Raw genomic sequence first — 23,562 nt, 5'->3', positions numbered from 1 at the left:
GGGTAAAAAAAAGAGCCCGTCAAGACGGGCTAGTGGGAGAGAGAGGGCGGGGTCAGTCTGCGTTATGGTCTGCCACCCTCTCCTGCGGGTAATGGATGGCTATATAGCGCTGGAAGCGACTCTCTTTCAGCCGGGTGAGATCCACCAGCACCAGCCCGTCGATACAGTGATTGAAGTCGGGGTCACTGCCGAAGTCAATGAACTGGACCCCGCCGGCCTCACAGAGTTCGGAATACTGTTTATACAGCGGGGGGATACCGGTGCCCAGGTTGCTTAACAGGCGCTTGAGGCGTTTGAGATCCTCACTGTAATTATCGCCGCTAAACTGCGCCAGAACGTCCGGCAGCGAGGCCGGATAAGGGCGGCGGGAGGTCGCCAGCGGCAGCGTCGGGGCAAAGTAGAGCCGGTAGAAGGCCACCAGCAGGTCGCGCGCCGCCAGCGGCAGGCCGCCGGAGATCGAAACCGGACCAAACAGATAGCGGTACTGGGGGTATTTTGCCAGATAAGCCCCGATGCCCATCCACAGGTAATCCAGGCCACGCTTGCCCCAGTAGGCAGGCTGAATAAAGCTGCGGCCCAGCTCAATGCCCTGCATCAGCACCGGGTTCATCTGGTGATCGTAATGGAACAGACTGTGGCTGTAGATGCCCTCGAAGCCTTTGCGTTCAAACTGTTCGGCGGTCGGGATAAAGCGATAGGCCCCGACGATATCCAGTGCCTCTTCATCCCATAAAATCAGGTGATAGTAATCGTCGTCGTAATCATCCAGATCGCGTCGCGTGCCGCTGCCCTCACCCACCGCCCGGAAGGCGATTTCGCGCAGTCGGCCCAGTTCCCGCAGTATCGGCACATAATCCTCTCCCTGACGGCGGTACAGGTAGATCATTTTGCCATCCGGTAACTGACCGAGCACTTCACAGCCCGCCAGCGCCCGTTTCAGCACGGCGCGATCTTCAGCACGCGCGATGGCTGCCTCAGTCTGGAACAGCGCTGATTTGCCCTGTCCGATGCGGTACAGATGGCGGCGAAAACGTGCGGCCAGTTCCTTCGCCGGGGTACGGCCGTCGTGCCAGCTGGCATAGGGGATGCGTTTGCCGATTTTGAGCTTCAGCCGCGCGCCGCGGTTGCCAAACATTTCCCGTACCAGCAGCAGCATCGACAGAGGCTGGTAAATTTTCGAGGTGAGATAGAACAGCGCGCTGTTGCGTCCGCTGATATGAATGGGGACAACCGGTGCCCGGAAGCGGGCGGCCAGGCGCAGGAAGCCGTGGCTCCATTTGCCATCCCTGATGCCTTTGCTGCCGAAGCGGGAAACCTCCCCCGCCGGGAAGAAGATCAGCACCCCCTGGTTTTCCAACTGCTCCTGCATCTGCCCCACCTGATGGCGGCTGGTGCGGTTACCCATGTTGTCCACCAGCACCATCAGGCTGCTCAGGGACTCAAGGCAGTGCAGCAGGCGGTTGGTCACAATTTTGACGTCGCGCCGCACCTGTGACACCGCGTGCAGCAGCGCCAGGCCATCCAGGGTTCCCAGCGGATGGTTAGCAACGATCACCACCGGGCCCCTGCTGGGGATCTGTTCAAGGTCGCGTTCACTGAGTTCGCAGCTGACATCCATGTATTCCAGCACCTGCTCCACCATATCCAGCCCTTTCAGGTGGCGGTTGCGCTGATTGAACTGCTGGAACTCTTTTTCATGAAGCAGGCGGCGCAGCACGCTTTTCTGCCAGGAGGGGGTGTCATGACCGGGACTCAGGTCGTCCAGTACGCGCTCGATAGTAAACACAGGTTAGCCTCCGGGTGTTTTAACGGCACACTAACCAGCCCGGATGACGATAGCGTGTCAGGAAAATGACAGGAGAAAGATGCGCTGATTTGGCGGGAAGCGGGCTGACCACAAAATGCGGTCAACCCTGAAAGGACAGGGGTGGGCGGCAGGTTACTCGTCGAGCTCCAGCGGCGGCAGCTGTGAAAAAACGCTTAACAGACCGCTGCTCCAGAGCTGGCGGATCTGGGAGAAGTAGGGGTGTTTTTCCGTAATGTGGTACTGCTGCATACTGCTGTAGCTGTCGGCCGGATAGACCATCACGTCCAGCGGCAGGCCGACCGAAATGTTACTGGCCAGCGTGGAGTCCATGGAGATCAGGGCGCACTGCATCGCCTGGTCGAGCGGCGTGTCATAGCGCAGTACGCGGTCAATAATCGGTTTACCGTACTTGCTTTCCCCTATCTGAAAATAGGGCGTATCGGTGCTGGCCTCAATAAAATTGCCCTGCGGGTAGATCTGAAACAGCCTGGGTTCTTCCCCCCTGATCTGCCCGCCCAGCATCAGCGTGCCGCCAAACTCTTCGCCGTCGCGTTTGATCACTGACCGCAGCGTCTCGCCCACCAGCAGCGCCACATCGTACATATTGGTGGCATTCATCAGGCTGGGCTGCTTTCCGTCCTCGCAGCCGCGCCGCAGCAGGCTTAACGCGCTCTGGGTGGTCGCCAGATTACCGGCGCTTTGCAGCACCAGGGTGCGTTCGCCGTCCTGCTGAAAAACATGAAGCTTACGAAACGAGGAAATATGATCCACGCCCGCATTGGTTCGGGAATCGGAAACGAAAATCATCCCTGACGATAAGCGCATAGCTACACAATAGGTCATAGTGAGTCCGGTAAAAGATTACTGCTGCGAAAACACCAGTTGTACCGCAGCCACTGCCTGCATATTTTCGCTGCCGCCGCCCAGGCGCATACCACGCACCGGGCAGGCATCCAGATAGTCCACGCCCACCGCCAGCTTCAGATGCTGACGGGTGCTGCGGGTATTGTTGGTGATATCGAAACTGTGCCAGCTGCCGTCCACCCAGGCTTCCACCCAGGCATGCGTCGCCACATGTTCCACGTGATCAGTATACAGATAGCCGCTCACATAACGAGCGGGGATATGCAGGCTGCGACAGCAGGCGAGAAAGACGTGGCTGTGATCCTGACATACCCCGCTACCCGCCGCGAAAACTTTTGCCGCAGGATCGGTGACCAGCGTGCTGCCCGGCTGATAGGGCATCTTCAACAGCAGCTCCCCCATCAGGCGCTCCAGACTGACCAGCGGGGCCTCTTCACGGTAATAGCGGCGGGCGAAGTGAACGATCTCCGCATCGGGCTGGGTCAGCGGGCTGTGGCGCAGGAACACCAGCGGCGACAGCGTACAGTCAGGGTCCGGTGCGCTGTCTCCCTCATCCAGAATGTTGACCACACCGCGTGCTTCAATTTCAATTTCCTGATGCGGGCGGTCGAGGGTCAGGACGTGCAGCACGTTGCCCCAGGTATCGGTGGTGCAGATCGCCTCTTCCGGCAGCAGCAGATCCCAGGAAATAATCTGCTGATGCACCGAATTTTGCGGTGTCAGCCGCAGGTACTGCGTGCTCTGCCGCACCATGCTCTGATAGCTGAAACAGGTTTTGTGCGCAATGGTCAGCTTCATTATTTCGCCTCCAGATAGGTGTGATGAATGCTCTCGGCAATCCTGCCCAGCTCGCTGAGAAAAGCCTGCAGCCAGACGTGCAGCCCCTCGCTCATCAGGGAATCCCAGCTGCTGTAACGCAGCTGGGCATGGAGAACGGTCAGCAGATAGCGCGGTCGATCTTCTCCGCTGTTGCCGATCAGGTTGAGCTGATTGGCGATCTCATCCAGGCAGGATCGCAGCGATCGCGGGCTCTCCTCGCGCAGGATCAGCATTTCGTTTACGCCGTCGGCGGCCAGCTGCTGCTTGTAGATGGTGTGGTACGCCTCCCGCGCTGACACCGAGCGCAGCAGCGTATCCAGCCGGTAGTATTCACGTACTGTGTCGTCATCTTCATCACTGAGATACTGATACACATCCAGCAGACGCGCCGTGCAGTCGGCACGCTCCAGCAGCGTGCCGAGGCGGATAAAGCTCATTGCATCGCCGCGCATCAGGGTGCCAAACATCGCGCCGCGAAACAGGTGTGAACGCTCTTTAACCCAGTCGAAAAATGCATCCGCCCCGCCGCTGCTGACGCCGTTATGCCGCAGTTTGCGCAGCTCGATCCAGCTGGAATTAATGCTCTCCCACACTTCAGACGACAGGCTGCCACGCACGGCATGTGCATTGTTCCAGGCCGACTGCCAGCAGTTATAAATACTGGCGGGATTGCGCTCATCAAGGGCAAAAAAGTGGAACAGCTGCGACATGGTCAGCTGCTCGCTGACCGACCAGTAAAGCTCATCGGTACTGGTCAGGTTAAGCGGTACGCGCAGTTCATTATTATGACTGCCGCGCACCGGCATCAGTGACAGACGGTTGGTCACGTCAAGCACCCGGGCAATATTTTCCGCACGCTCTAAATAGCGCGCCATCCAGTACAGGCCACTGGCCGTGCGACTCAGCATGCGTCATCCTCCAGAACCCAGGTATCCTTGGTACCGCCGCCCTGCGACGAGTTCACCACCAGCGATCCCTCCGTCAGCGCCACGCGGGTCAGCCCGCCGGGCACCAGCCGGATCTCCGCGCCGCTCAGTGCAAAGGGCCGCAGATCGATATGTCGCGGAGCCAGGCCCTGTTCCACAAATGTCGGACAGGTGGAAAGCGCCAGCGTATTCTGCGCAATGTAGTTTTGCGGCCGGGCAATCAGCAGCGCACGGAAATCCGCCAGCTGCTGCCTGCTGGCTACCGGGCCAATCAGCATGCCGTAGCCCCCCGCACCGTGAACCTCTTTCACCACCAGTTTTTCAAGGTTAGCCAGCACCCAGGAGAGCTCATCCGGGCGGCGGCACTGCCAGGTGGGCACGTTGTTAAGGATCGGATCCTCATTAAGATAGAAGCGCACCATATCGGGAACGTAAGGGTAAATTGACTTGTCATCAGCCACACCGGTGCCGATGGCGTTGGCCAGAACCACATTGCCCGCACGATAAACGGACAGCAGCCCCGGTACGCCCAGCATCGAATCCGGCCGGAAGGCTAACGGATCGAGAAAAGCATCATCCACCCGTCGGTAGATCACATCGATCTTGCAGGGGCCGGCAGTAGTGCGCATCAGCACCGCCCCGTCTTTGACAAACAGATCGGCGCTTTCCACCAGCTCAACGCCCATCTGCTGGGCGAGGAAGCTGTGTTCAAAGTAAGCGCTGTTAAAGCGGCCGGGGGTTAATACCACCACCACCGGATCGTTAACGGGCGAGCTTTCGCGCAGGGTCTGTAACAGCAGCGACGGGTAGCGCTCGACGGGCGCGATGCGGCGGTCGGCGAACAGCTCCGGATACAGGCGCATCATCATTTTGCGGTTTTCCAGCATATAGGAGACGCCGGACGGGGTGCGCAGGTTGTCTTCCAGTACGTAATATTCCCCGTCGCTGTTGCGGACCATATCCACGCCAATAATATGCGCGTAAAGATCGCGATGCAGGTTCAGCCCCTGCATACAGGGCTGATACTGGTCGTTGACCAGCACCTGTTCCGCCGGGATGATCCCCGCCTTCAGGATGCGCTGATCGTGATAGATGTCGTGCAGAAAGGCGTTGAGCGCCTGCACGCGCTGGCGGATACCTTTGTCGAGCATCGCCCACTCCCCGGCGGGGATAATGCGCGGAACACTGTCGAAGGGGATCAGTCTTTCCTCCCCGCCGTCCTCACCGTACACGTTGAAGGTGATCCCCAGACGATGAAACAGCAGCGCCGCTTCTTCGCGCTTGCGCGCAATCGCCTGCTGATCGGCCTGCTGAAGCCACTGCCAGTATTCCCGATAATGTCCACGATAGCGCCCGTCCTTCAGCAACATCTCATCATAAAAGTGCGACGCGACCTGATAGCTTTGATTCATGATTTCCCTACCGCTGTCTGTGAACCTGCATTAATGCTGCACAAAGTGTGCCAGAGTCGTGCGGATCGACCCGCCCCGCACAGGGCAAGGAATGGACATTAGCCTGGTGGAAAACCGGGTCAGGGAAAGCGAAGCGCGAAAGGGGAACGCACCATGACAGTGCATTCCGGTAGGGCGATGAGAACCTGCTCCGTGAGGGGGGCTGAGGCCACCGGGTCGGTCACGGGCATCCCAGAAAAACCAGAGCGTACATCGGGTACGTCAGGGTTTCAGGCTCTGCCCGGTTCCTGAAGGGCCGTAAGTTAGCCTGATGGCACAGCTTTACTGTACCAGCGGGTGCCAGACCTCCGTCAGTGCGCCTTCCCCGCCGGTCACAGGGTCGGTCTCGGGCATCGCGACGCGTTTTATTTCAAGGATAGACTGTTCCATCAATGCCTGCTCATCGCGCAGGGTTTTCGGCGTCACGCCCGGAGGGTAAGCCCCCACGGCCATGAAGTCGTCGCTGGCGGCGATTTGCTGATGGCCCACGCCTGCCGGGATCAGTACCACATCCCCGGCGTAAACGGTCACCATACGCCCGCTTTCACCGCCAAACAGGATCTCTGCCCAGCCGCAGGTGATCCCCAGCAGCTCATGGGTATTCGGGTGGTAATGGGTGTAGGGATATATCGGAGCGTGCCAGCTCACCGGCCAGCCATGGCGGCCAAATTCGGCGCTGAACCACTGGGCCATATCAACGGGCGTGCTGTCTTCTACCCCTTCGTCGTCCTCTTCCGGGACCACTTGCGGATAGATAATTAACGGCAGCGGGTTATTGGGAATACCCTGAGAAGGTTGCGCCAGTATCAGATGACGCGGGTTTGAGGAGGCACCTGCAGCAAAGGTCCCGGCAGCAAACGACATCATTAACATTACACTGCGAGAAGAAGTCAACATATCAGGCTCCTGGATCAATTTCCTTGTTGGGAGTTTGTTAAATTAATTGTGGCATTATTCCACCAGCTTGCAATGTTTTCCTCGCGTAGCAGATCACATAACTTATTAATTTAAATAAACTTAAGCCAAATTACCGCCCTTTACCTGCCTCCGCACGTCCGGCCCACCCAGCTCACCTCGTTACCTGGCTTTAACCGCAGTTAAGCACGATAATAATGATGGATGACCGATGAGAGTGAGATAAAAAATAACGATAACCACTCCGCTTAAAGTGTCTGATAAGCTAAAATAAGAATATTCTCAAAACCAAACGACTTTGGGCTTCCTGCACACCTTAATAGTCCTAAAAAACAAGCAGATACATTCACTGGCTTTCTGATATACGACACTTATGACTGCAGATTATATTATTCACCACTGGTTCATCGATTTTTCATCTGGAACGTTGATCCACCAGGGCACAGGTGAACAGCGCCGGCTCGGTGAATATCAGCTTAAACTGCTGCAAGTGCTGGCGGAACATGCCGGTAACATTTTATCCCGGGAAGAACTGAATACGCTGGTATGGGAAAGACGGGTTATTGGCAATAACAGTCTGCCGAATGCGATTCATGCTCTGCGAGTTGCGCTGGAAGATGATGGTAAACAGCAGCGTATTATCAAAACCATTCCAAAAAAGGGCTATATTCTCGAGGCTGAGTATTGCCAGCGTTTATCCCCTGAGGTTGCCCCCCCTGAAGACCTGGATAATTCAAAGGCCGCTGACGATGGCCGGCACGCGGGGTCCGTTACGGAAAACAGGCAGGACGTTTTACCGGTAGAATATTCCGCGGACGGAATGTCTGTCCCTCCGGTGTCGGTGACAGAGACAGAGACAAAAACGCCTGCCCGCCGCCACTTTTGGCTCTGGCTTATTATTGCGCAGGCACTGGTGCTGCTGCTGGTGCTGATGTGGGCCGGACGAACCCTGTTCCCGCTGCCGAGCAGCACACTGGTGGAGAAAAACTCCGTGCCGTACAGCCATATTCAGCTGATGGAGTTACGCCGGGGCCGGGACAGCGCGTCGGCTTCCTATGATCTTAATAAGCTGCTGGGGCCGGTGCTGTTTACCCTTAATCAAAATCTGAAGAATAATCAGGTGTATATGGAGATTTTTTATTACACCTCCGGCACCACGCTGAACTACACCATGACGTTATCTAATCAGTGCGATCGTAAACAGCTGGCGATGAACATTATCAACTGGCGTACGGATGGTGCTCAACTGAGTGCACTGATCTACCGGGAAGGCGAGAGAAAAATTAATGAAATGGCCAACTGCGTCAATTAGCTTACTGGTGGTGACCCTGCTGGTTCCCGTGGCGGTGGCGGTGGTGAAATATCTGCCAACCGATAGCGGGCTGTTTACGCAGGACTTCATTAAGGCCAATCTGCAGCTGGGTTACTATGACCTGCTGGCACGCCAGCGTGAAATTTACGATACGCAATATGAAGGTAAAGGGAATACGGTGTTGCTGACGCTGACCAGCCCTAACGATAATCGTTTTATGGCTAAAGTGAGTCTGGAAAAGCAGAAACAGGATACCGAAGGGGTGATGTTTACTTTTCATAAAATTTATTATGCTGATGATGGTCAGATGCGGATGATCAAAAATATCCTCGGGTATGCAGAAAATAATAGCGTGCATTTTGATACCCTGCGCCTGGGCAAAGAACGTCTGATGATCACGCCCTCTGGCCAGATGCTGCGTTACCGCTAAGGCAGCAGTGATGATGTGACCTGGCGATCGATAAACCGGGTGCGCCAGGTACTTAGCGTTTTCGGTAAATGCTGTTTATCTTTTTCAGTGGTCACATAGCGAACTTTTACACTGTTATCTTTATCAGGACTCACCCGTAGCGCCCAGATTTGACCTTCGGGCGTGTACATAATCATGGCCGACCGTCGGTTAGCCATGCCTTTTACCCAGAGGGTGAGCACCGTTGCCCCTTGTTGATCCAAATCCTGGCTGTAGACAAAACTGGTCGCCGTCGCGACGTATCCGGCATAGTCACTCCCCACCAGCTGGCGGAAGCGATCGTCCAGAGCCTTATTCGGCAGTATTCCCAGCGTCAGGAGCGTGGCCGCCGGGCGCGGATCGTTATCCGCTTTCACATATACGCCATCAATCGACATTTTACCCGGCAGCAGCATATCGCAGCGCCCATGCGAGTCACTGCTGACTTCAATACGGTTATCGGGGCGCGGGGTGAGCACGATTGCACAGCCGCCGCCCCAGAGGATCGAATGGGTGAAGCCAACGCCCCCGGTCAGCGTCACTTTGCCACTGAAGGACGACTGGTAATAGCCGCCCCAGACTGAAGCATCCAGGTTAAATTCATTGCCTGCAAACTGGCTGATGCGGATTTTGCCTCCGTTGCCATGAGGCGCGCTCATATTCCACCAGACCCCCTGCCAGTCCATCTCGCGATCGGCCCCGTACAGCTGGCTGAGTCCTCCCAGATAGGTTCGGCGCAGGCAGCTGTTACTGACGCAGGCGTTACGTTCGCGCATCATCGCCTGCGCGATCCGGGTAAAATGCGGCGGGTCGCTGATTAACAGCTCATGGAAGGCGTTGTTGAAGACCTGATCCAGCCACACCAGTTCAGGATTATCACAAAGGGTATTTTCCACCACGGTGGCGGCACGCCCACAGTCGGTTGCGCTGGCGTTAAAGGAACAGAGCAGCAGCGTGAAGCCGATAAGCGCAGGGGCTTTCATTAACATCATCCCGGGTCATTTCATCCATTATGAGCAGGCCCTCAGGGTGAGCCTGAATTTTACACGTCGCCGCCGCCGATGACGACGGGCCCATCCCTGTGAGCAACTGTTATAGCGGAATAACCGAAAACTGTGCCTGCTATTATAGGTTCAAACATGGTTTACTTTCACCCTGCCCGCACTCTTTTGCAGAGGTAAATAAATGGAAGAAGTTAAAAAAATATTGCTGCGCGAGATCGACACCCTGAATCGCGAGGAGCAGCGCGACAACAAACCGCGCTTTAGTTTTCAGTTTCTGAAGACCCATCCGGGACTCTGGGCATCCATGTACGGCTGCTATATTTTGACCGTGGCGCTGATCTTCACTACCGATTTTCTCGGCTGGCCGGCCTTCTGGGGCGCCACGATTTTTGTGCTGCTGATGAGCGGTCTGATGCTGATGGACGTTAACCCGAAATATCGCTTCGAGGACATTGATACCCTCGACCTGCGCGTCTGCTACAACGGCGAATGGTATTATGTCCGCACGCTGTCTGAGCAGGCGGTGGGCGATATTCTCAGTAATGACAAGGTGCCGGAAAAAGTGAAGCAGGGGATTACCAAACTGCTTTCCCTGAAGGGCGAGGTCGATTTTTATGACGTGTTCCATCTGACCTGGGGCCAGAAAAGCGCGGCGACCGTGTAAACCGGCCGGGCGGACCGAAGAAAACGTCCGCCCCTACGGCGATATCAACAACTCGGTGATTAAGCTGCCGAGCGTGGCGACCGCAGCTTCCTGCGACTCATCCCACCAGGCGGTGTTAAAACGGAAATAGTTAGCGTACTGCTCGCTGGAGGAGAACATCTTCCCCGGCGCAATACTGATATTCTTTTCCAGCGCACGGTAATAGAGCTCGGTAGTGTTCACCTGCTTCGGCAGCTCCACCCACAGAAAGTACCCTCCCCGCGAATCATTAATCTGCGCCCCCGGTGGCAGATAGCGTTTCAGCACCTGACGTGCCAGATTTTTACGCTGCTCCAGCACCTGACGCAAACGCCGCAGATGGCGGTCATAGCTGCGTGTTCCGAGATAGGTTGCCAGTGCCTGCTGCATGGGAGCGCTGGTCGACAGGGTACTCATCAGCTGTAAGCGCTGAATGCGCTGGGCATGTTTGCCCGCCGCCACCCAGCCGACACGAAACCCCGCCACCAGGTTTTTAGAAAATGACGAGCAGTGCAGTACGTTGTCGTGGCGATCAAAAGCCTTAGCCGGCAGCGGTTTTTCATGGCCGAAATAGAGTTCGCTGTAGACGTCATCCTCAATCAGCGCCACGTCGTGCCGGGCGAGCAGCGCCACCAGTTGTGCCTTTTTCTCTTTACTCAGCGTACAGCCGACCGGGTTCTGCTGGTTGGTCATCATCCACAACGCCTTAATGGGCCAGCGTGACAGCGAATGACTCAGTTCGTCGAGATCGATACCCGTTTGCGGATCGCTGGCAATCGCCACGCTTTTCAGCTTGAGGCGCTCAATGGCCTGAAGAGCGCCGTAGAATGAGGGATTTTCAATCGCCACCCAGTCACCCGGCTCGGTCAGCGCCTGCAGACTGAGGTTAAGTGCCTCCATCGCCCCGTTAGTGATAACAATTTCATCAGGTGATACCTGAATACCCTGCAGGGCATAACGCTGTGCCAGCGTTTTGCGCAGCGCTTCATTCCCCGGCGGCAGATTATGCAGGGCATCCACGGCTTTCATACTGTGGGAAACGGTGGTCAGGGCACGCATCAGCTGGCGCTGGGGGAACAGTTCCGGGTCCGGAAAGGCGGAGCCAAACGGAACAATCTGCGAGTCGCGGCTGGCCTGCAGCACGTCGAAGATAAAGGCGTTGATATCGACCGACTCGGCCAGCTGCACTTTCTGGTGAGTCGGGGGCTGACTGAGGAATTCGGCACGCGGGGCAACATAGTAGCCTGACTGAGGGCGCGACTGGATCCATCCCTGGCTTTCCAGTACCTGATAGGCGTGCATTACCGTCATCAGGCTCATGCCACTCAGCTCAACCTGCTGACGCAGCGAGGGGAGTTTTTCCCCCGGCTGCCAGATATCCGTTTCTATTTGCTGCTGGATCTGCGCCACCAGCTGTTCATATTTTGCCACGACTGTTACAGGCCATTTTTACCAAAGTGTGAACTATTATAGGTGTTCAGCCCCTGGCCGTAAATCACACCGCGTCAGGGAGCGGCAGAATGGCTGCGAGCTTTGGGACAGCCACCATCAGCGCTTCCTTCTCTTCAGCATCGACATACTGTTTGAGATCAAGAACTTGATCGGGTGGAACAGGTCGGCCCAGCAGGTAGCCCTGCAACGTGTTACAGCCCAATCCGGTAAGAAATGCCTGCTGCTCCGCGGTTTCCACGCCCTCTGCCACGACTTTAAGATTGAGGGTCTGCGCCAGGGCCACAATTGCCGTCACAATCGTCGCATCTTCGGTCTGCGCCTGAAGCTCGTTCACAAATGCACGATCGATTTTCAGCTCACTGGCCGGCAAACGTTTCAGGTACAACAGGCTGGAATAACCCGTGCCAAAATCATCAATAGAGGCCTTTACCCCCAGTTCGGTTAACTGCGTCAGAATGCGGATGCTCTCGTCCGGGTCGCGCATGGCGGTGGTTTCAGTGACCTCCAGCGTCAGCAGTTCAGGCGGGATCTGGTGCGTTTCCAGCGCGCTGATAACCGTGTCCACCAGCCCCGTCTGCTCAAACTGCAGGGCTGACAGATTGACCGCTACCGACCACTCGCTGTGGCCCTGAAGATGCCAGCTGCGCAGCTGTCGACAGGCTTCACCAATCACCCAGTTGCCCACACTGACTATCAGCCCGGTTTTTTCTGCCAGCGGCAGAAAGAGATCCGGCGTCAACAGACCGCGCTGCGGATGCTGCCAGCGCAGCAGCGCCTCGAAGCCGATAATCGGCCCACTGGGCGCACAGAATTTAGGCTGATAGTAGAGCCTTAGCTCATTATTTTCCTGCGCCAGCCACAGATCGTTGATCAGCTGTAGCTGATTCTGTGCAATGGTGTTCATCGACGGCTGGAAGAAGCTGTAGCCATTACGGCCATTGTTTTTCGTGTGGTACATGGCGGCATCAGCGTTAAACATCAGCTCACGCTCGTCGTGGCCGTCACCCGGGAAGACGGCAATGCCGATACTTAATGACACCACCAGCTCATAGCGGGAGATAGCAAATGGCCGCTCGACCGCTTTCACCAGCGTATCGGCAACCGCCGCGGCATCATTGGGATCCTCGATTTCAATCAGCAGCACAAACTCATCACCGCCCAGTCGTGCCAGGGTATGGTGCCCTTCGACTTTTTCCCTCATGCGCTCAGTGACGGCAATCAGCAGACTGTCGCCAATATGGTGACCAAATGCATCATTGATGGCCTTAAAACCATCCAGATCCATAAACATCAGGGCAAATTTCGAGTCCTCGCGCGTGGCCTTAATGATTGCCTGATCCAGGCGGTCTTCCAGCAGAATGCGGTTTGGCAGGCGGGTCAGATTGTCATGCAATGCCAGCTGTGCCAGCTCGCGGTTGGCTTCCGCCAGCGATGAGGCCAGCACGGAAGTACGCGCCTGCAGGCGTGCATCCAGCATAGAAACCAGCAGCGTAATCCCGAGGATCGCCAGCGTCACCACCACGACGAGGATCGCCAGCCAGTTGCTGTTAACGCCAAGGTGGGTGGCATGACTGTCCATCGGAAAGCTGGCAGCGGCCATGCCGGTGTAATGCATCCCGGCAATAGCCACACCCATAATCAGTGCTGCCCCACTGCGCATCAACGCCAGCCGGCCAATCCCCTGCCGCAGGCGGAAGGCCAGCCACAGCGCCACGCCGGAGGCGACCAGCGCAATCACCACTGACAGCCAGATCCAGCGCCAGTCCCAGATGATCCCGGGTTTGATTGCCAGCGCGGCCATACCGGTATAGTGCATTGCCACCACGCCGCTGCCCATAATAGCCGCCCCGCCACACAGCCGGTACCACGGCAGCTCGCCGTAACAGACGATCCACAGGGCAAAAATAGAGGCGGCGACCGCAATCACCATCGACACGCCCGTCAGGCTGGCGTTATAGCTCATTACCATCGGCAGGCTCATCGCCAGCATGCCGATAAAGTGCATCGACCAGATGCCCACGCCCATCGCGAAGCCACCGCCGACAAGCCAGACTCTGGCCACTTTTCCCGTGGATGTCGCCACCCGCCCCGCCATATCCAGCGCGGTGTAGGAGGCAAGAAACGCGACGATAAAAGAGACGATAACCAGCAGTTGATCGTACGAACTCATGAGCATAGGACAGTCTCGAATGCAGAAGCCATGTTGACTTAGTGTGTGGTGGCCCGGTGTCATTAAAAAAATTAATCGGGCTGAAGCCTGTTTTATCGGCTAAAAATCAGCCAGCTTTAGCCGCGTAACGGGAAAGAGGAGGACGCTGAAACGTTTTTTTTCAGGGATGGGATATAGCCCTATAATTTATAAAGTTTATTAAACTTACTCGTCTTCTGATGTGAACATAGCACTGGCCTGATAAATAGCCTAGATCCACCAGTAAATATTATTGAAAATTTCACACCCCCGTCACAGCAGGGCTGAAAGCGCCCTTATCCATGATCGTGTTAACACATAAATAATATTTTTACGATTCGCTTATCAGCGAGGCATGAGCTGATCTATAGTTACGCTAATGAATGCTAACGCGTTAATTCCAATAACAGACTATTCCTTACGTGATATTTTACCCGCTAACGGGTTTTGATTATTTTCATTGTTGATTCAGCCCTGCTGACGACACTGTTCCATCAGGCGGAAAAGCACGTTCATCACTCTAATCAGTAAGGAATGGTTATGAAAATGAAGCTTTTACTGCTGGGTTGCGGCCTGAGCCTTGGTGTAGCCAGTTCAGGCTACGCCGCCACCACCACCGGAAGTATCGCCGCTAAACTGATCCTGACCGCAGGTTGTCTGGTCAATGGACAGCTAGCCACCAACAGTACGGGCGTCAACTTCGGTAACCTGGACTTTGGTACCAGTCCGGCGACCTTTGATACGCTGTCAGCCACCCTCGTGGGATCGTTGGGTAACGGTATCTTCGTGCGCTGTTCTACCGGCTCAACCTACTCGGTGCAGATCACCAGCAGTAGCGCCAAACCGACCACGGTTTACGGTGCAGAGACCACGCAGCCCCGCTATCTGATCAACGCCACCACCGCCACCGTGGGGATCGCCTATACCCTGTACGGCAGCACCAACTACACCACCCCCATCGCCAACAACACTAATCTGGTCAGCGCCGGGACGCCCGATCCGGCGAACGGAGATAACTACCCGATTTACGGTCGTATTACCGGTGGAGGGAACAATAACGTCGCCATTCCGGCCGCGACCTATCAGGATACGATTAACGTCGCTGTGAACTACTGATTGTCGCGATAAGGGAGCGCATCGTGTGGAAGCGGGTGCACTGCGCCGCGGACGTTATTTATCCGCTGATCCTGCTGCTGCTGGTTTACAGCAGTGGCGTGGAGGCGTTGCCCAGCGTGAACTTTACGGTGAGTGCTTCGGTGGTGAACGGCTGTGTGGTCTCCGGCGCCAGCACCTCCTCTTTCGGTACGCTCGACTTTGGTACGCAACCCGGGGTGGGCAGCGTCACTGCCAGCGCGGCCTATGTGCAAAATTCTGGTATTGCGCTGGCCTGCACGCCCGGTACCACGCTGAATATGCGCATTGACGGCGGTGGCAACTACACCACCACGCGCAATCTGAAAGTAGCCGGCAACACCAACCTGGTGGCGTACAACCTCTACACCAACGCTGCCCACACGACGTTAATCCCGGTCAATCAGGACGTGGCAGTGCCGCTGGGCAATGCCAACAATATTACGTTGCCCATCTACGGTCAGTTACAGCTGAGTGGCGTGAACCGGGCCGGAACCTACAGCGACACGCTGACGGTGACGTTGAGCTGGTAATGTCGGGCAGCACAAGGAGCAATAATGAAGAAATATACCTTTCCGGGACTGTTTTTTGTCCTGTTTTGCGGCGTGATGTCCCTGAAGGCTCAGGCCGGTAATTCCGTTCTCATCTGGCCCATCGACCCCAAACTCAGCCACAACGAGAAAGCCACCGAACTGTGGCTGGAGAACCGGGGGGCGAGTACCACGCTGATGCAGGTGCGGGTCTTCAGCTGGCAGCAGGTCAACGGTCAGGAGCAGTATCAGACCCAGCAGCAGGTGCTCGCCAGCCCGCCGGTGGTGCGTATTGAACCCGGCAAACGCCAGATGGTGCGTCTGATTAACCAGACGCCGCCCGCCGCAGGTCAGGAGCTGGCTTACCGGGTTCTGCTGGATGAGATCCCCACTCCCAGGGCGCCGGGTGAGAATCAGGCCGGACTGACGTTCCAGATGCGTTACTCCGTGCCGCTGTTTGTCTATGGCAGCGGCCTCGACCCCGACACCGCCCGTCCGGAACTGAGCTGGAAACTGGTCAACCGTGAAGGTAAGCAGGCCCTGGAAATTACCAACCGTGGCAGTACACATGCCCGGTTAAGCAATGTGACTCTGGGGGGGCGTACGCTCTCCGGCAGTCTGCTGGGGTACGTGCTGGCCAACGCCAGTAACACCTTCCCGTTAAGTTTCCCGGCATCCGGGCGGGCGGAAATCTACGCAGAGCTGGAACATAAACAGACCTGGCGCAGTACCAGTTCAGCACGCTAGCAGATGAACAGATACCGTCCGGTGCCGGGAGGGCACTGCACCCTGGCCTTCACCGGCCTGCTGACCTGCCTGTCCCCGCTGACCGGCAGTGCGGAAATCTATACCTCGCTACCGCCCCCGCCCGGTGCCAGTAGTACCACCACGGCGAACGATCAGGCCTTTATGCTGGGGCTGGTGGTCAACGATGACGACCGTGGGCTGGTGGTGCCGGTTCAGTTTCGTGACGGCCATTACCTGCTGCGCGCCGCTGACCTGCAGCAGGCCGGTATCCCGACCGCGCATATCACCTCATCATTAATGGATGTCTCTACCCTTGATCGGGTCAGGGTCGACTATGACCGCCAGCGCCAGCGCATTTCGCTGACGGTTCCGCCGGAATGGCTACCTGTACAAACCTTTGCCGGAACGACCCGTAACGGGCCACGCTATGAAGGACGTAGCAGTAACGGGGCGCTGTTCAACTACGACCTGTATACCAGCCATACCACTGGCGGCGGTTCCCGCCTTTCCGCCTGGAATGAGCTGCGTCTGTTCGGGGGGTACGGCCAGTTCATCAGTAACGGTAACTATCAGCAGCAGCTCTCCGGCGAAACGGGTTATCTGAAAAATGGCTACATCCGCTATGACAGCTGGTGGTCCAGTCAGAATGAAGAGAATGCGCTGAACTGGCAGGTCGGCGATCTGATCAGCGACTCGCTGGCGTGGAGCAGCAGCGTGCGTCTGGGCGGGATTCAGGTGGGCCGTGATTTCTCACTGCGCCCCGATCTGGTGACCTATCCGCTGCCCTCCTTCTCCGGCCAGGCGGCGGTTCCTTCCACGGTGGATCTGTTCGTTAACGGTTATAAAACCAGCTCTAACAATGTCCAGCCGGGGCCCTACTCGCTGACCAATATGCCGTTTGTCAACGGGGCCGGGAACGCCGTGGTGGTCACCACCGATGCCCAGGGCCGCCGCATCAGTACCACGCTGCCGTTCTATGTTGCCAGCGACCTGCTGAAAACGGGCCTCTCTGATTACGCCCTCTCTGCCGGGGCTCTGCGCCAGAACTATGGTCTGAAGAACTTTGATTATGGCTCTGCCGCGACCAGCGGATCCTACCGCTACGGCCTGACAGACTGGCTGACGCTGGAAAGTCACGCCGAGGCGGCCCCGTCGCTGGCGCTGGGAGGGGCGGGGATGCAGTTAAAGCTGGGAGCGTACGGCGTGGTTAACGGCTCAGTCAGCCAGAGCCAGATGCAGGGCGACCACGGCAGACAGTACGGCTGGGGCTATCAGTACAGCACCAGCCGCTTCAGCCTCGGGATGCAGCAAACTCAGCGCACCACCGGCTTTGGCAACCTCGCTCTGTATGCCGACCGGGAAAACAGCAATGAGATCACAGAGTTCAACACCCTCAGCCGTCGCAGCGCCCAGTATAACGCCAGCGTGTCGCTGGATCGCTTTGGCAGCGTCGGCGCGGCGCTGATTGATATTACCAGCGGTGACGGCAGCCGCACCCGGCTGATGAACCTGTCCTGGAGCAAAAGCCTGTGGGGCAGCTCGAACCTGTACGTCTCGGCCAGCCGCGATCGGGAGCGCGGCGACTGGTCCGGTGCGATTGGCCTGACCATTCCCTTCGGTGAACTGAGCAGCGCCAGCGTCAACGTGGAGCGTAATCAACAGGGAGGCACCTCAGAGCGACTCAGCCTGTCACACGCCATGCCTACCGACGGCGGTCTGGCCTGGGATGCCTCGGTGGCCAATCAGAGCGAGGGCGGCAGTTATCGTCAGGGCAGTGTGCGCTGGCGGGACCAGAAGGTAGAAACGTCAGCGGGCTTCTACGGTGACGATCGCTACAGTACGGAATTTGCCGATATCTCCGGCTCGCTGGTGCTGATGGACGGCAGCGTCTTTGCCGCCAACCAGGTGACGGATGCCTTTGTACTGGTGAAAACCGATTACCCGGCCATCAACGTCCGCTTTGAAAATCAGCTGATGGGCAAAACCGACAAAAATGGCTATCTGCTGGTGCCGCAGGTGAGCTCCTATTATCCGGCAAAGTATGATATCGACACGCTCGATCTGCCGGCAAATATGGCCGCCAGCAGCGTCGAGCAGCGTTTTTCCGTCAGGCGACAGAGCGGTTACCTGCTGCACTTCCCGATTGAACCGCTGCGCGCCGCCAGCGTGATCCTGCACGACCAGGAGGGTAAGCCGCTGCCGCTGTCGACGCAGATCGATCGCCCTGACCAGCCATCAACATTTGTCGGCTGGGACGGTATTACCTGGCTGGAGAATCTGGCCGCACAGAATCCGATTCATGCGACAACGCCGGACGGACGCCGCTGTGACACCGTGCTCACGCTGTCCGGTGGACGTCCTGCCTCCCTGACCACTTACGGTCCGCTGATCTGCACACTGCCACCCCCACCCAATGGGAACACACCATGACAATCCGACTGCTGCTGTATAGCGCACTCCTGCTGATGGCGGGCACGCTGCCCGCCATGGCAGCCTGTACCACGCCCACGGTGACGGCCAGCTTTGGCGGCGTCAGCTCGTTTACGGTCAATACCACGCCAGGCACTGTTCAGCGCAATATCACCGTCAACTGCGGTGGCGGTGTACTGGCCCTGCTCTCCAGCGACAGCATCAAGCTGCAGCTGACCGGAGCCACTGCCGTTGCCACCACGGGCAGTCGGGGGGCACTGAAGCTGAACACGGATCTGATCCCGCTGCAGCTCTGTTCCGATGTTAACTGCAGCAACGAACTGGGGCTCAGCGGCACAATTTATACCCTGTCCCGCAGCCAACTGCTCGGCCTGAACATCGGTGGCGTCGGACAGGTGGTATTTAATGTCCCCCTTTATCTGCGAACAGTGCCGGGTGCCGTGGTGGCGGAGGGAAACTACACCGTCACACTGACGGTGACGGTGAACTACGATGTCTGTACCGGCGTCGGTCTGCTGGGGGCCTGCCTGCTGGGGTCGCAGCAGACCGGCACCAGCGCACAGTCCATTATCGTTAACATGGCGATTTCCAAAGACTGCACCACCATTACCGCCCCGGCGGTCAGCTTTGGCAGCGCACCGCTGGTCGGCAGCTTTAACAGCATCAGCCAGTCGATTAATGTCATCTGTACGAAAGGCAGCACTTATACGGTGGGTCTGAGTAACGGCCTGAACGCCGTGGGGACGCAGCGCTATATGACCAGCGCTACCACAACGGGGAAGCTGGCCTATGAGATTTATAAAGGATCAGGAACCTCTCGCTGGGGCAGTACGGCTCCTGACCGGATGGCCAGTGCCGCGGCAAATGCCGTCAGCGGCGACGGCTTAACGCGTACCTTTAATTACAATGCGCAGGTGCTGACAAATCAGGCCACGCCGGTAGCAGGAAATTACAGTGATACGGTAACGGTGGATTTATCGTTCTGAGCAGGCCGCTCATCAGGCAGGTCGGGCGGGGCTGTCGCCCCGCCGCAGGCGGTTAACCCAGATGGTTACCGCCGGTAACGCCATGGACTTCGGCGGTGACGTAACTGGACTCCTGAGAAGCCAGATAGACATAGACCGGCGCCAGTTCAGCGGGCTGGCCTGCCCTTTTCATTGGTGTCTGCTGACCGAATTCCGGGATCTTATCCTGGGTCTGCCCCCCGGCGATTTGCAGTGCCGTCCAGATCGGGCCCGGTGCCACGCAGTTCACGCGGATGCCTTTATCGATGATCTGCTTCGCCAGCCCGCGCGTGTAGGCAAGGATAGCGGCTTTCGTCGAGGCATAGTCCAGCAGGTGCGGGCTGGGCTGATAGGCCTGAATGGAGGACGTGGTGATAATGCTGCCCCCCGGCGGCATATGCGGGATCGCAGCCTGAGTAATCCAGTACAGCGAAAACACATTGGTTTCATAGGTTTTGCGGAACTGCTCCGTGGTCAGGTCAGCAATATCTTCTACCGCCACCTGCTTACCGGCCACCAGCGCCAGGATGTCCAGCCCGCCGAGATGTTCGCGGGCGTCTTCCACCAGCTTCTTACTGAACGCCTCCTGACTGACATCGCCAGGCAGCAGGAAGGCTTTGCGTCCGGCCTGCTCAACCAGTTTTGCCACTTCTTCCGCATCTTTCTGTTCTGCAGGCAGATAAGAGAGGGCCACATCAGCCCCTTCGCGGGCATAGGCAATCGCCGCCGCGCGCCCGATGCCGGAGTCGGCCCCGGTCACCAGCGCTTTGCGCCCTTTCAATCGATCGCTACCGCGATAGCTGTTTTCACCACAGTCAGGCCGGGGCTGCATATCGGCCTGCACGCCCGGAGCGGGCTGACGCTGTTTAGGATATTCCGTGGCAGGATACTGCGTGAGAGGATTCTGCATTTCATATTGGTCGGCCATGGTTCCTCCTGGGTTTATAACAGTTTTGTTCACCAGTAAGGCTAGTCAGCACAGAGAAACTGTCGAGAAGAGAAACCGGCAGAACGGCCATCCTCCTGATTTTTGGTAAAAAAAAGGCGGTGTGAAAATGCAAAAAAATATAACTAAATATGAACATTAACCCAACGCAGCGGCAAATACGCGTCCGGATATGTGCGGAGCTGTGCTTTTTTATCTCCTGTTAATTTTTGGTTACTAATGTCAACAAACAGTAAATTAACACAGTGATCGCCATCACATTCACCGCCCCCTCCCGCAGGGTAAAAACGAGAAAAAACAGACAAAGGATGCGGTAATGGCCACAACAACCCCGACAGGGACATCGCGGCAAGGCGGTGCGAAAACGATCTTCAATGTCACCAGCGGTAACTTCCTCGAAATGTATGACTTCATGGTGTTTGGCTACTACGCCACCGCCATTGCGAAAACCTTCTTCCCCGGTGATGACCCCTTTGCCTCACTGATGCTGACGCTGATGACCTTCGGGGCGGGTTTCCTGATGCGTCCGCTGGGGGCGATTATCCTCGGCGCGTATATCGACCAGCACGGGCGTCGTAAAGGGCTGCTGCTGACGCTGGGGCTGATGGCGATGGGCACGCTGACCATTGCGGTGGTACCCGGTTACAGCACCCTCGGGATGGCGGCGCCGATCCTGATCCTGCTGGGGCGCCTGTTGCAGGGGTTCTCTGCCGGCGTCGAGCTGGGCGGTGTATCGGTCTATCTGTCGGAGATCGCGCCGAAGGGCAGGAAAGGTTTTTATGTCAGCTGGCAGTCGGGGAGCCAGCAGATAGCCGTGATTTTTGCCGCGCTGCTGGGCCTGCTGCTCAACCATCTGCTGGATAAAGGGGAAGTGACCGAATGGGGCTGGCGTATTCCCTTTGTGATCGGCTGTATGATTGTCCCGTTTCTGTTCTGGATCCGGCGCATGCTGGAAGAAACTGAAGCGTTCAGCCAGCGCAAACACCACCCGACCATGGGCCAGATTATGCGCTCGGTCGGCAGTAACTGGGCCCTGATCCTCGCCGGTATGCTGATGGTGGTCACCACCACGGTGATGTTCTATATGATCACCGCCTTTACACCCACGTTCGGTAAAACCGTACTGATGATGAGCGACAAGCAGAGCTTCTTTGTCACTCTGTGCGTTGGCATCTCAAACCTGTTCTGGCTGCCCGTGATGGGCGCTCTTTCCGATCGCTACGGCCGCCGTCCGCTGCTGCTGCTGTTCACTGTGCTGATGATCCTCACCGCCTGGCCGGTGCTGCACTGGCTGGTGGGGTCGCCCAGTCTGTCGCATCTGCTGGAAGCCGAGCTGTGGCTCTCCTTCCTTTACGCCAGCTACAACGGGGCCATGGTGGTATACCTGACTGAAGTGATGCCCGCCGAGGTGCGTGCGACCGGCTTCTCACTGGCTTACAGTCTGGCGACCGCGCTGTTTGGTGGTTTTACGCCCGCAATGTGCAGTTATCTGATCCATGTCACCGGTGATAAAGCGATGCCGGGCGTCTGGCTGACGATTGCTGCGGTGTGTGGGCTGGCAGGGGCACTGATGATTAAGCGGCTGGTGAAGCAGTATCAGGTGCGGCGTCTGAAAGAGCCGGCGATCACGGTGTAGAGGTCAGGGCCGGAGGGCCAGTCAGCAGCAGGGGGCGACCGGAAAAAGGTTCGCCCCCTGCGCGTTGGTTTATCGATAAGACAGTGACAGAATGGCGTGTTATTTACCGGTCGTTTCCATACCCATCAGACCAATCTTCAGGTACCCGGCCTGGCGCAGTTTATCCATGACGCCCATCAGCGTTTCATAATCAACCGTCTTATCGGCCTGGAAGAAGATGGTGGTGTCCTTCTTGCCTTCGGTCTGCCTGATTAACGTCTCCACCAGCGTCTCCTGCGTCACCGCATCGTTACCGATAAACAGCTGGTTATCCGCTTTGATAGACAGGTAAACCGGCTTTTCCGGGCGCGGCTGTGGGGAACTGGTGGAAGCCGGCAGGTTGACGCGAACGTCAACGGTGGCCAGCGGCGCGGCGACCATAAAGATAATCAGCAGCACCAGCATAACGTCGATAAACGGCGTGACGTTGATTTCGTGCATTTCACCGTTGCTATCGAGATCTTCGTTTAATCGCATGGCCATAATACTTAACCTACCCGCAGTTTCTGCGCTGGCTGAACGCGCTGCGCGCTTTCACTGGCTGCAAGGTCAAGGTCACGGCTCTGCAGCAGCAGAACCTGCGCGGCCACATCACCCAGCGAGGCTTTGTAGCTGCCGATGGTGCGGGCAAAGACGTTATAGATAACGACCGCAGGGATAGCGGCAACCAGACCAATCGCGGTGGCCAGCAGCGCTTCGGCAATGCCGGGGGCGACAACCGCAAGGTTGGTGGTCTGCGTCTGCGCAATGCCAATGAAGCTGTTCATGATGCCCCATACCGTACCGAACAGGCCGACAAACGGGGCGATGGCACCAATCGTCGCCAGAAAACCGTTACCGCGCCCAGCGTGACGGCTGAAAGCTGCCACACGGCGCTCCAGGCGGAAGCCGGTACGCTCTTTGATACCGTTGTTATCGTCCGATCCGGCCGACAGTTCCAGCTCGTTTTCCGCTTCTTTAATCAGCAGCGTGCTGAGACTGTAGCCCTGGAAACCCTCGCAGACCTGTGCGGCTTCTTCCAGCGAGCGGACATTCGCCAGCTGCTGTTGCTCACGCTTGAGACGCCTGCGCGCTGCGCTTAATTCAACACTTTTGCTGAAGAAAATGGCCCAGGTGACAACCGATGCCAACAAAAGGCCAATCATCACCGCTTTAACCACGATGTCTGCATGCTGGTACATGCCCCAGACGGACAGGTCCATCTGCATCAAATCATTTGTCACGCTGTGTC

21 protein-coding genes are annotated in these 23,562 nt (G+C 57.2%); 9 read left to right on the top strand and 12 right to left on the bottom strand.

The genetic code is table 11. The annotated features are described in order from the left end of the window. Nucleotides 1-52 precede the first annotated feature (52 nt). The 6 genes from olsF to EPE01S_RS13360 form a co-directional block, all read right to left on the bottom strand. Nucleotides 53-1,786: a bifunctional ornithine lipid synthase OlsF gene (gene olsF, locus EPE01S_RS13385; protein WP_062745905.1), complete on the bottom strand. Its 1,734-nt coding sequence runs from the start codon at nucleotides 1,784-1,786 to the stop codon at nucleotides 53-55. 153 nt (nucleotides 1,787-1,939) lie between these two features. Then, a complete protein-coding gene (locus EPE01S_RS13380) occupies nucleotides 1,940-2,650 on the bottom strand; it encodes a proteasome-type protease (RefSeq protein ID WP_062745903.1) in 711 nt (236 codons plus the stop codon). Nucleotides 2,651-2,668: 18 nt separating this feature from the next. Then, nucleotides 2,669-3,469 carry a transglutaminase family protein gene (locus EPE01S_RS13375; protein WP_062745900.1) on the bottom strand — a complete coding sequence of 267 codons (801 nt, stop codon included), beginning with the start codon at nucleotides 3,467-3,469 and terminating at the stop codon, nucleotides 2,669-2,671. Next, nucleotides 3,469-4,398, bottom strand: coding sequence for an alpha-E domain-containing protein (locus tag EPE01S_RS13370; protein WP_062745898.1), 930 nt, complete (start codon nucleotides 4,396-4,398; stop codon nucleotides 3,469-3,471). Before EPE01S_RS13370 ends, EPE01S_RS13375 begins: the two co-directional genes overlap by 1 nt. Further along, complete coding sequence (locus EPE01S_RS13365; protein WP_062745895.1) at nucleotides 4,392-5,828, bottom strand: circularly permuted type 2 ATP-grasp protein; 1,437 nt, start codon at nucleotides 5,826-5,828, stop codon at nucleotides 4,392-4,394. The genes EPE01S_RS13370 and EPE01S_RS13365 overlap by 7 nt, the downstream gene beginning before the upstream one ends. 321 nt (nucleotides 5,829-6,149) lie before the next feature. Beyond that, nucleotides 6,150-6,764, bottom strand: coding sequence for a cupin domain-containing protein (locus tag EPE01S_RS13360; protein WP_062745893.1), 615 nt, complete (start codon nucleotides 6,762-6,764; stop codon nucleotides 6,150-6,152). 391 nt (nucleotides 6,765-7,155) lie between these two features. Between EPE01S_RS13360 and EPE01S_RS13355 the strand changes: the two genes are divergently transcribed. Both EPE01S_RS13355 and EPE01S_RS13350 read left to right on the top strand, forming a co-directional pair. Next, nucleotides 7,156-8,094, top strand: coding sequence for a transcriptional regulator (locus tag EPE01S_RS13355; RefSeq protein WP_062745891.1), 939 nt, complete (start codon nucleotides 7,156-7,158; stop codon nucleotides 8,092-8,094). Beyond that, nucleotides 8,069-8,524, top strand: a complete 456-nt coding sequence (locus EPE01S_RS13350) for a hypothetical protein (protein ID WP_062745889.1) — start codon at nucleotides 8,069-8,071, stop codon at nucleotides 8,522-8,524. Before EPE01S_RS13355 ends, EPE01S_RS13350 begins: the two co-directional genes overlap by 26 nt. Here the strand turns inward: EPE01S_RS13350 and EPE01S_RS13345 are convergent. Then, entirely contained in the window at nucleotides 8,521-9,525 is a 1,005-nt protein-coding gene (locus tag EPE01S_RS13345) for a lysozyme inhibitor LprI family protein (RefSeq protein WP_244634662.1), read from the bottom strand. The two genes, EPE01S_RS13350 and EPE01S_RS13345, sit on opposite strands and share 4 nt — an antisense overlap. A gap of 202 nt (nucleotides 9,526-9,727) precedes the next feature. Here EPE01S_RS13345 and EPE01S_RS13340 point away from each other — a divergent pair, with 202 nt between their 5' ends. Then, nucleotides 9,728-10,210, top strand: coding sequence for a YlaC family protein (locus EPE01S_RS13340; RefSeq protein WP_062745886.1), 483 nt, complete (start codon nucleotides 9,728-9,730; stop codon nucleotides 10,208-10,210). 33 nt (nucleotides 10,211-10,243) lie between these two features. On the opposite strand, the gene EPE01S_RS13335 is transcribed toward EPE01S_RS13340, so the two are convergent. Beyond that, nucleotides 10,244-11,659: an aminotransferase-like domain-containing protein gene (locus tag EPE01S_RS13335; protein WP_062745884.1), complete on the bottom strand. Its 1,416-nt coding sequence runs from the start codon at nucleotides 11,657-11,659 to the stop codon at nucleotides 10,244-10,246. Nucleotides 11,660-11,723: 64 nt separating this feature from the next. Beyond that, nucleotides 11,724-13,856, bottom strand: a complete 2,133-nt coding sequence (locus EPE01S_RS13330) for a putative bifunctional diguanylate cyclase/phosphodiesterase (RefSeq protein ID WP_062745882.1) — start codon at nucleotides 13,854-13,856, stop codon at nucleotides 11,724-11,726. A 552-nt stretch (nucleotides 13,857-14,408) separates the two neighbouring features. Between EPE01S_RS13330 and EPE01S_RS13325 the strand changes: the two genes are divergently transcribed. From EPE01S_RS13325 to EPE01S_RS13305, 5 genes are read left to right on the top strand one after another with little or no spacing between them, the layout of a single operon-like run. Further along, complete coding sequence (locus EPE01S_RS13325) at nucleotides 14,409-14,984, top strand: spore coat protein U domain-containing protein (RefSeq protein WP_062745880.1); 576 nt, start codon at nucleotides 14,409-14,411, stop codon at nucleotides 14,982-14,984. Between the two features lie 23 nt (nucleotides 14,985-15,007). Continuing rightward, on the top strand, nucleotides 15,008-15,532 hold the full coding sequence (locus EPE01S_RS13320; RefSeq protein ID WP_062745878.1) for a Csu type fimbrial protein: 525 nt from the start codon (nucleotides 15,008-15,010) through the stop codon (nucleotides 15,530-15,532). A 21-nt stretch (nucleotides 15,533-15,553) separates the two neighbouring features. Further along, nucleotides 15,554-16,276, top strand: a complete 723-nt coding sequence (locus tag EPE01S_RS13315; RefSeq protein WP_373279680.1) for a fimbrial biogenesis chaperone — start codon at nucleotides 15,554-15,556, stop codon at nucleotides 16,274-16,276. Between the two features lie 3 nt (nucleotides 16,277-16,279). Then, nucleotides 16,280-18,706 carry a fimbria/pilus outer membrane usher protein gene (locus EPE01S_RS13310; RefSeq protein ID WP_062745872.1) on the top strand — a complete coding sequence of 809 codons (2,427 nt, stop codon included), beginning with the start codon at nucleotides 16,280-16,282 and terminating at the stop codon, nucleotides 18,704-18,706. Then, nucleotides 18,703-19,692 carry a Csu type fimbrial protein gene (locus EPE01S_RS13305; RefSeq protein WP_062745869.1) on the top strand — a complete coding sequence of 330 codons (990 nt, stop codon included), beginning with the start codon at nucleotides 18,703-18,705 and terminating at the stop codon, nucleotides 19,690-19,692. The genes EPE01S_RS13310 and EPE01S_RS13305 overlap by 4 nt, the downstream gene beginning before the upstream one ends. Before the next feature lie 52 nt (nucleotides 19,693-19,744). Here EPE01S_RS13305 and EPE01S_RS13300 read toward each other — a convergent pair whose 3' ends face one another. Next, nucleotides 19,745-20,638 carry an SDR family oxidoreductase gene (locus EPE01S_RS13300; protein ID WP_062745866.1) on the bottom strand — a complete coding sequence of 298 codons (894 nt, stop codon included), beginning with the start codon at nucleotides 20,636-20,638 and terminating at the stop codon, nucleotides 19,745-19,747. A 334-nt stretch (nucleotides 20,639-20,972) separates the two neighbouring features. Between EPE01S_RS13300 and EPE01S_RS13295 the strand changes: the two genes are divergently transcribed. Next, nucleotides 20,973-22,292, top strand: coding sequence for an MFS transporter (locus EPE01S_RS13295; RefSeq protein WP_062745864.1), 1,320 nt, complete (start codon nucleotides 20,973-20,975; stop codon nucleotides 22,290-22,292). 99 nt (nucleotides 22,293-22,391) lie between these two features. Here the strand turns inward: EPE01S_RS13295 and exbD are convergent, their stop codons facing one another. Continuing rightward, nucleotides 22,392-22,814 carry a TonB system transport protein ExbD gene (gene exbD / locus EPE01S_RS13290; protein WP_062745862.1) on the bottom strand — a complete coding sequence of 141 codons (423 nt, stop codon included), beginning with the start codon at nucleotides 22,812-22,814 and terminating at the stop codon, nucleotides 22,392-22,394. 5 nt (nucleotides 22,815-22,819) lie between these two features. Then, complete coding sequence (exbB, locus tag EPE01S_RS13285) at nucleotides 22,820-23,554, bottom strand: tol-pal system-associated acyl-CoA thioesterase (protein WP_062745860.1); 735 nt, start codon at nucleotides 23,552-23,554, stop codon at nucleotides 22,820-22,822. Between the last annotated feature and the right edge of the window lie 8 nt (nucleotides 23,555-23,562).

This window comes from Erwinia persicina NBRC 102418, assembly GCF_001571305.1.
Taxonomy (GTDB): domain Bacteria; phylum Pseudomonadota; class Gammaproteobacteria; order Enterobacterales; family Enterobacteriaceae; genus Erwinia; species Erwinia persicina.
This window is presented reverse-complemented; position numbering and strand designations above follow the sequence as displayed.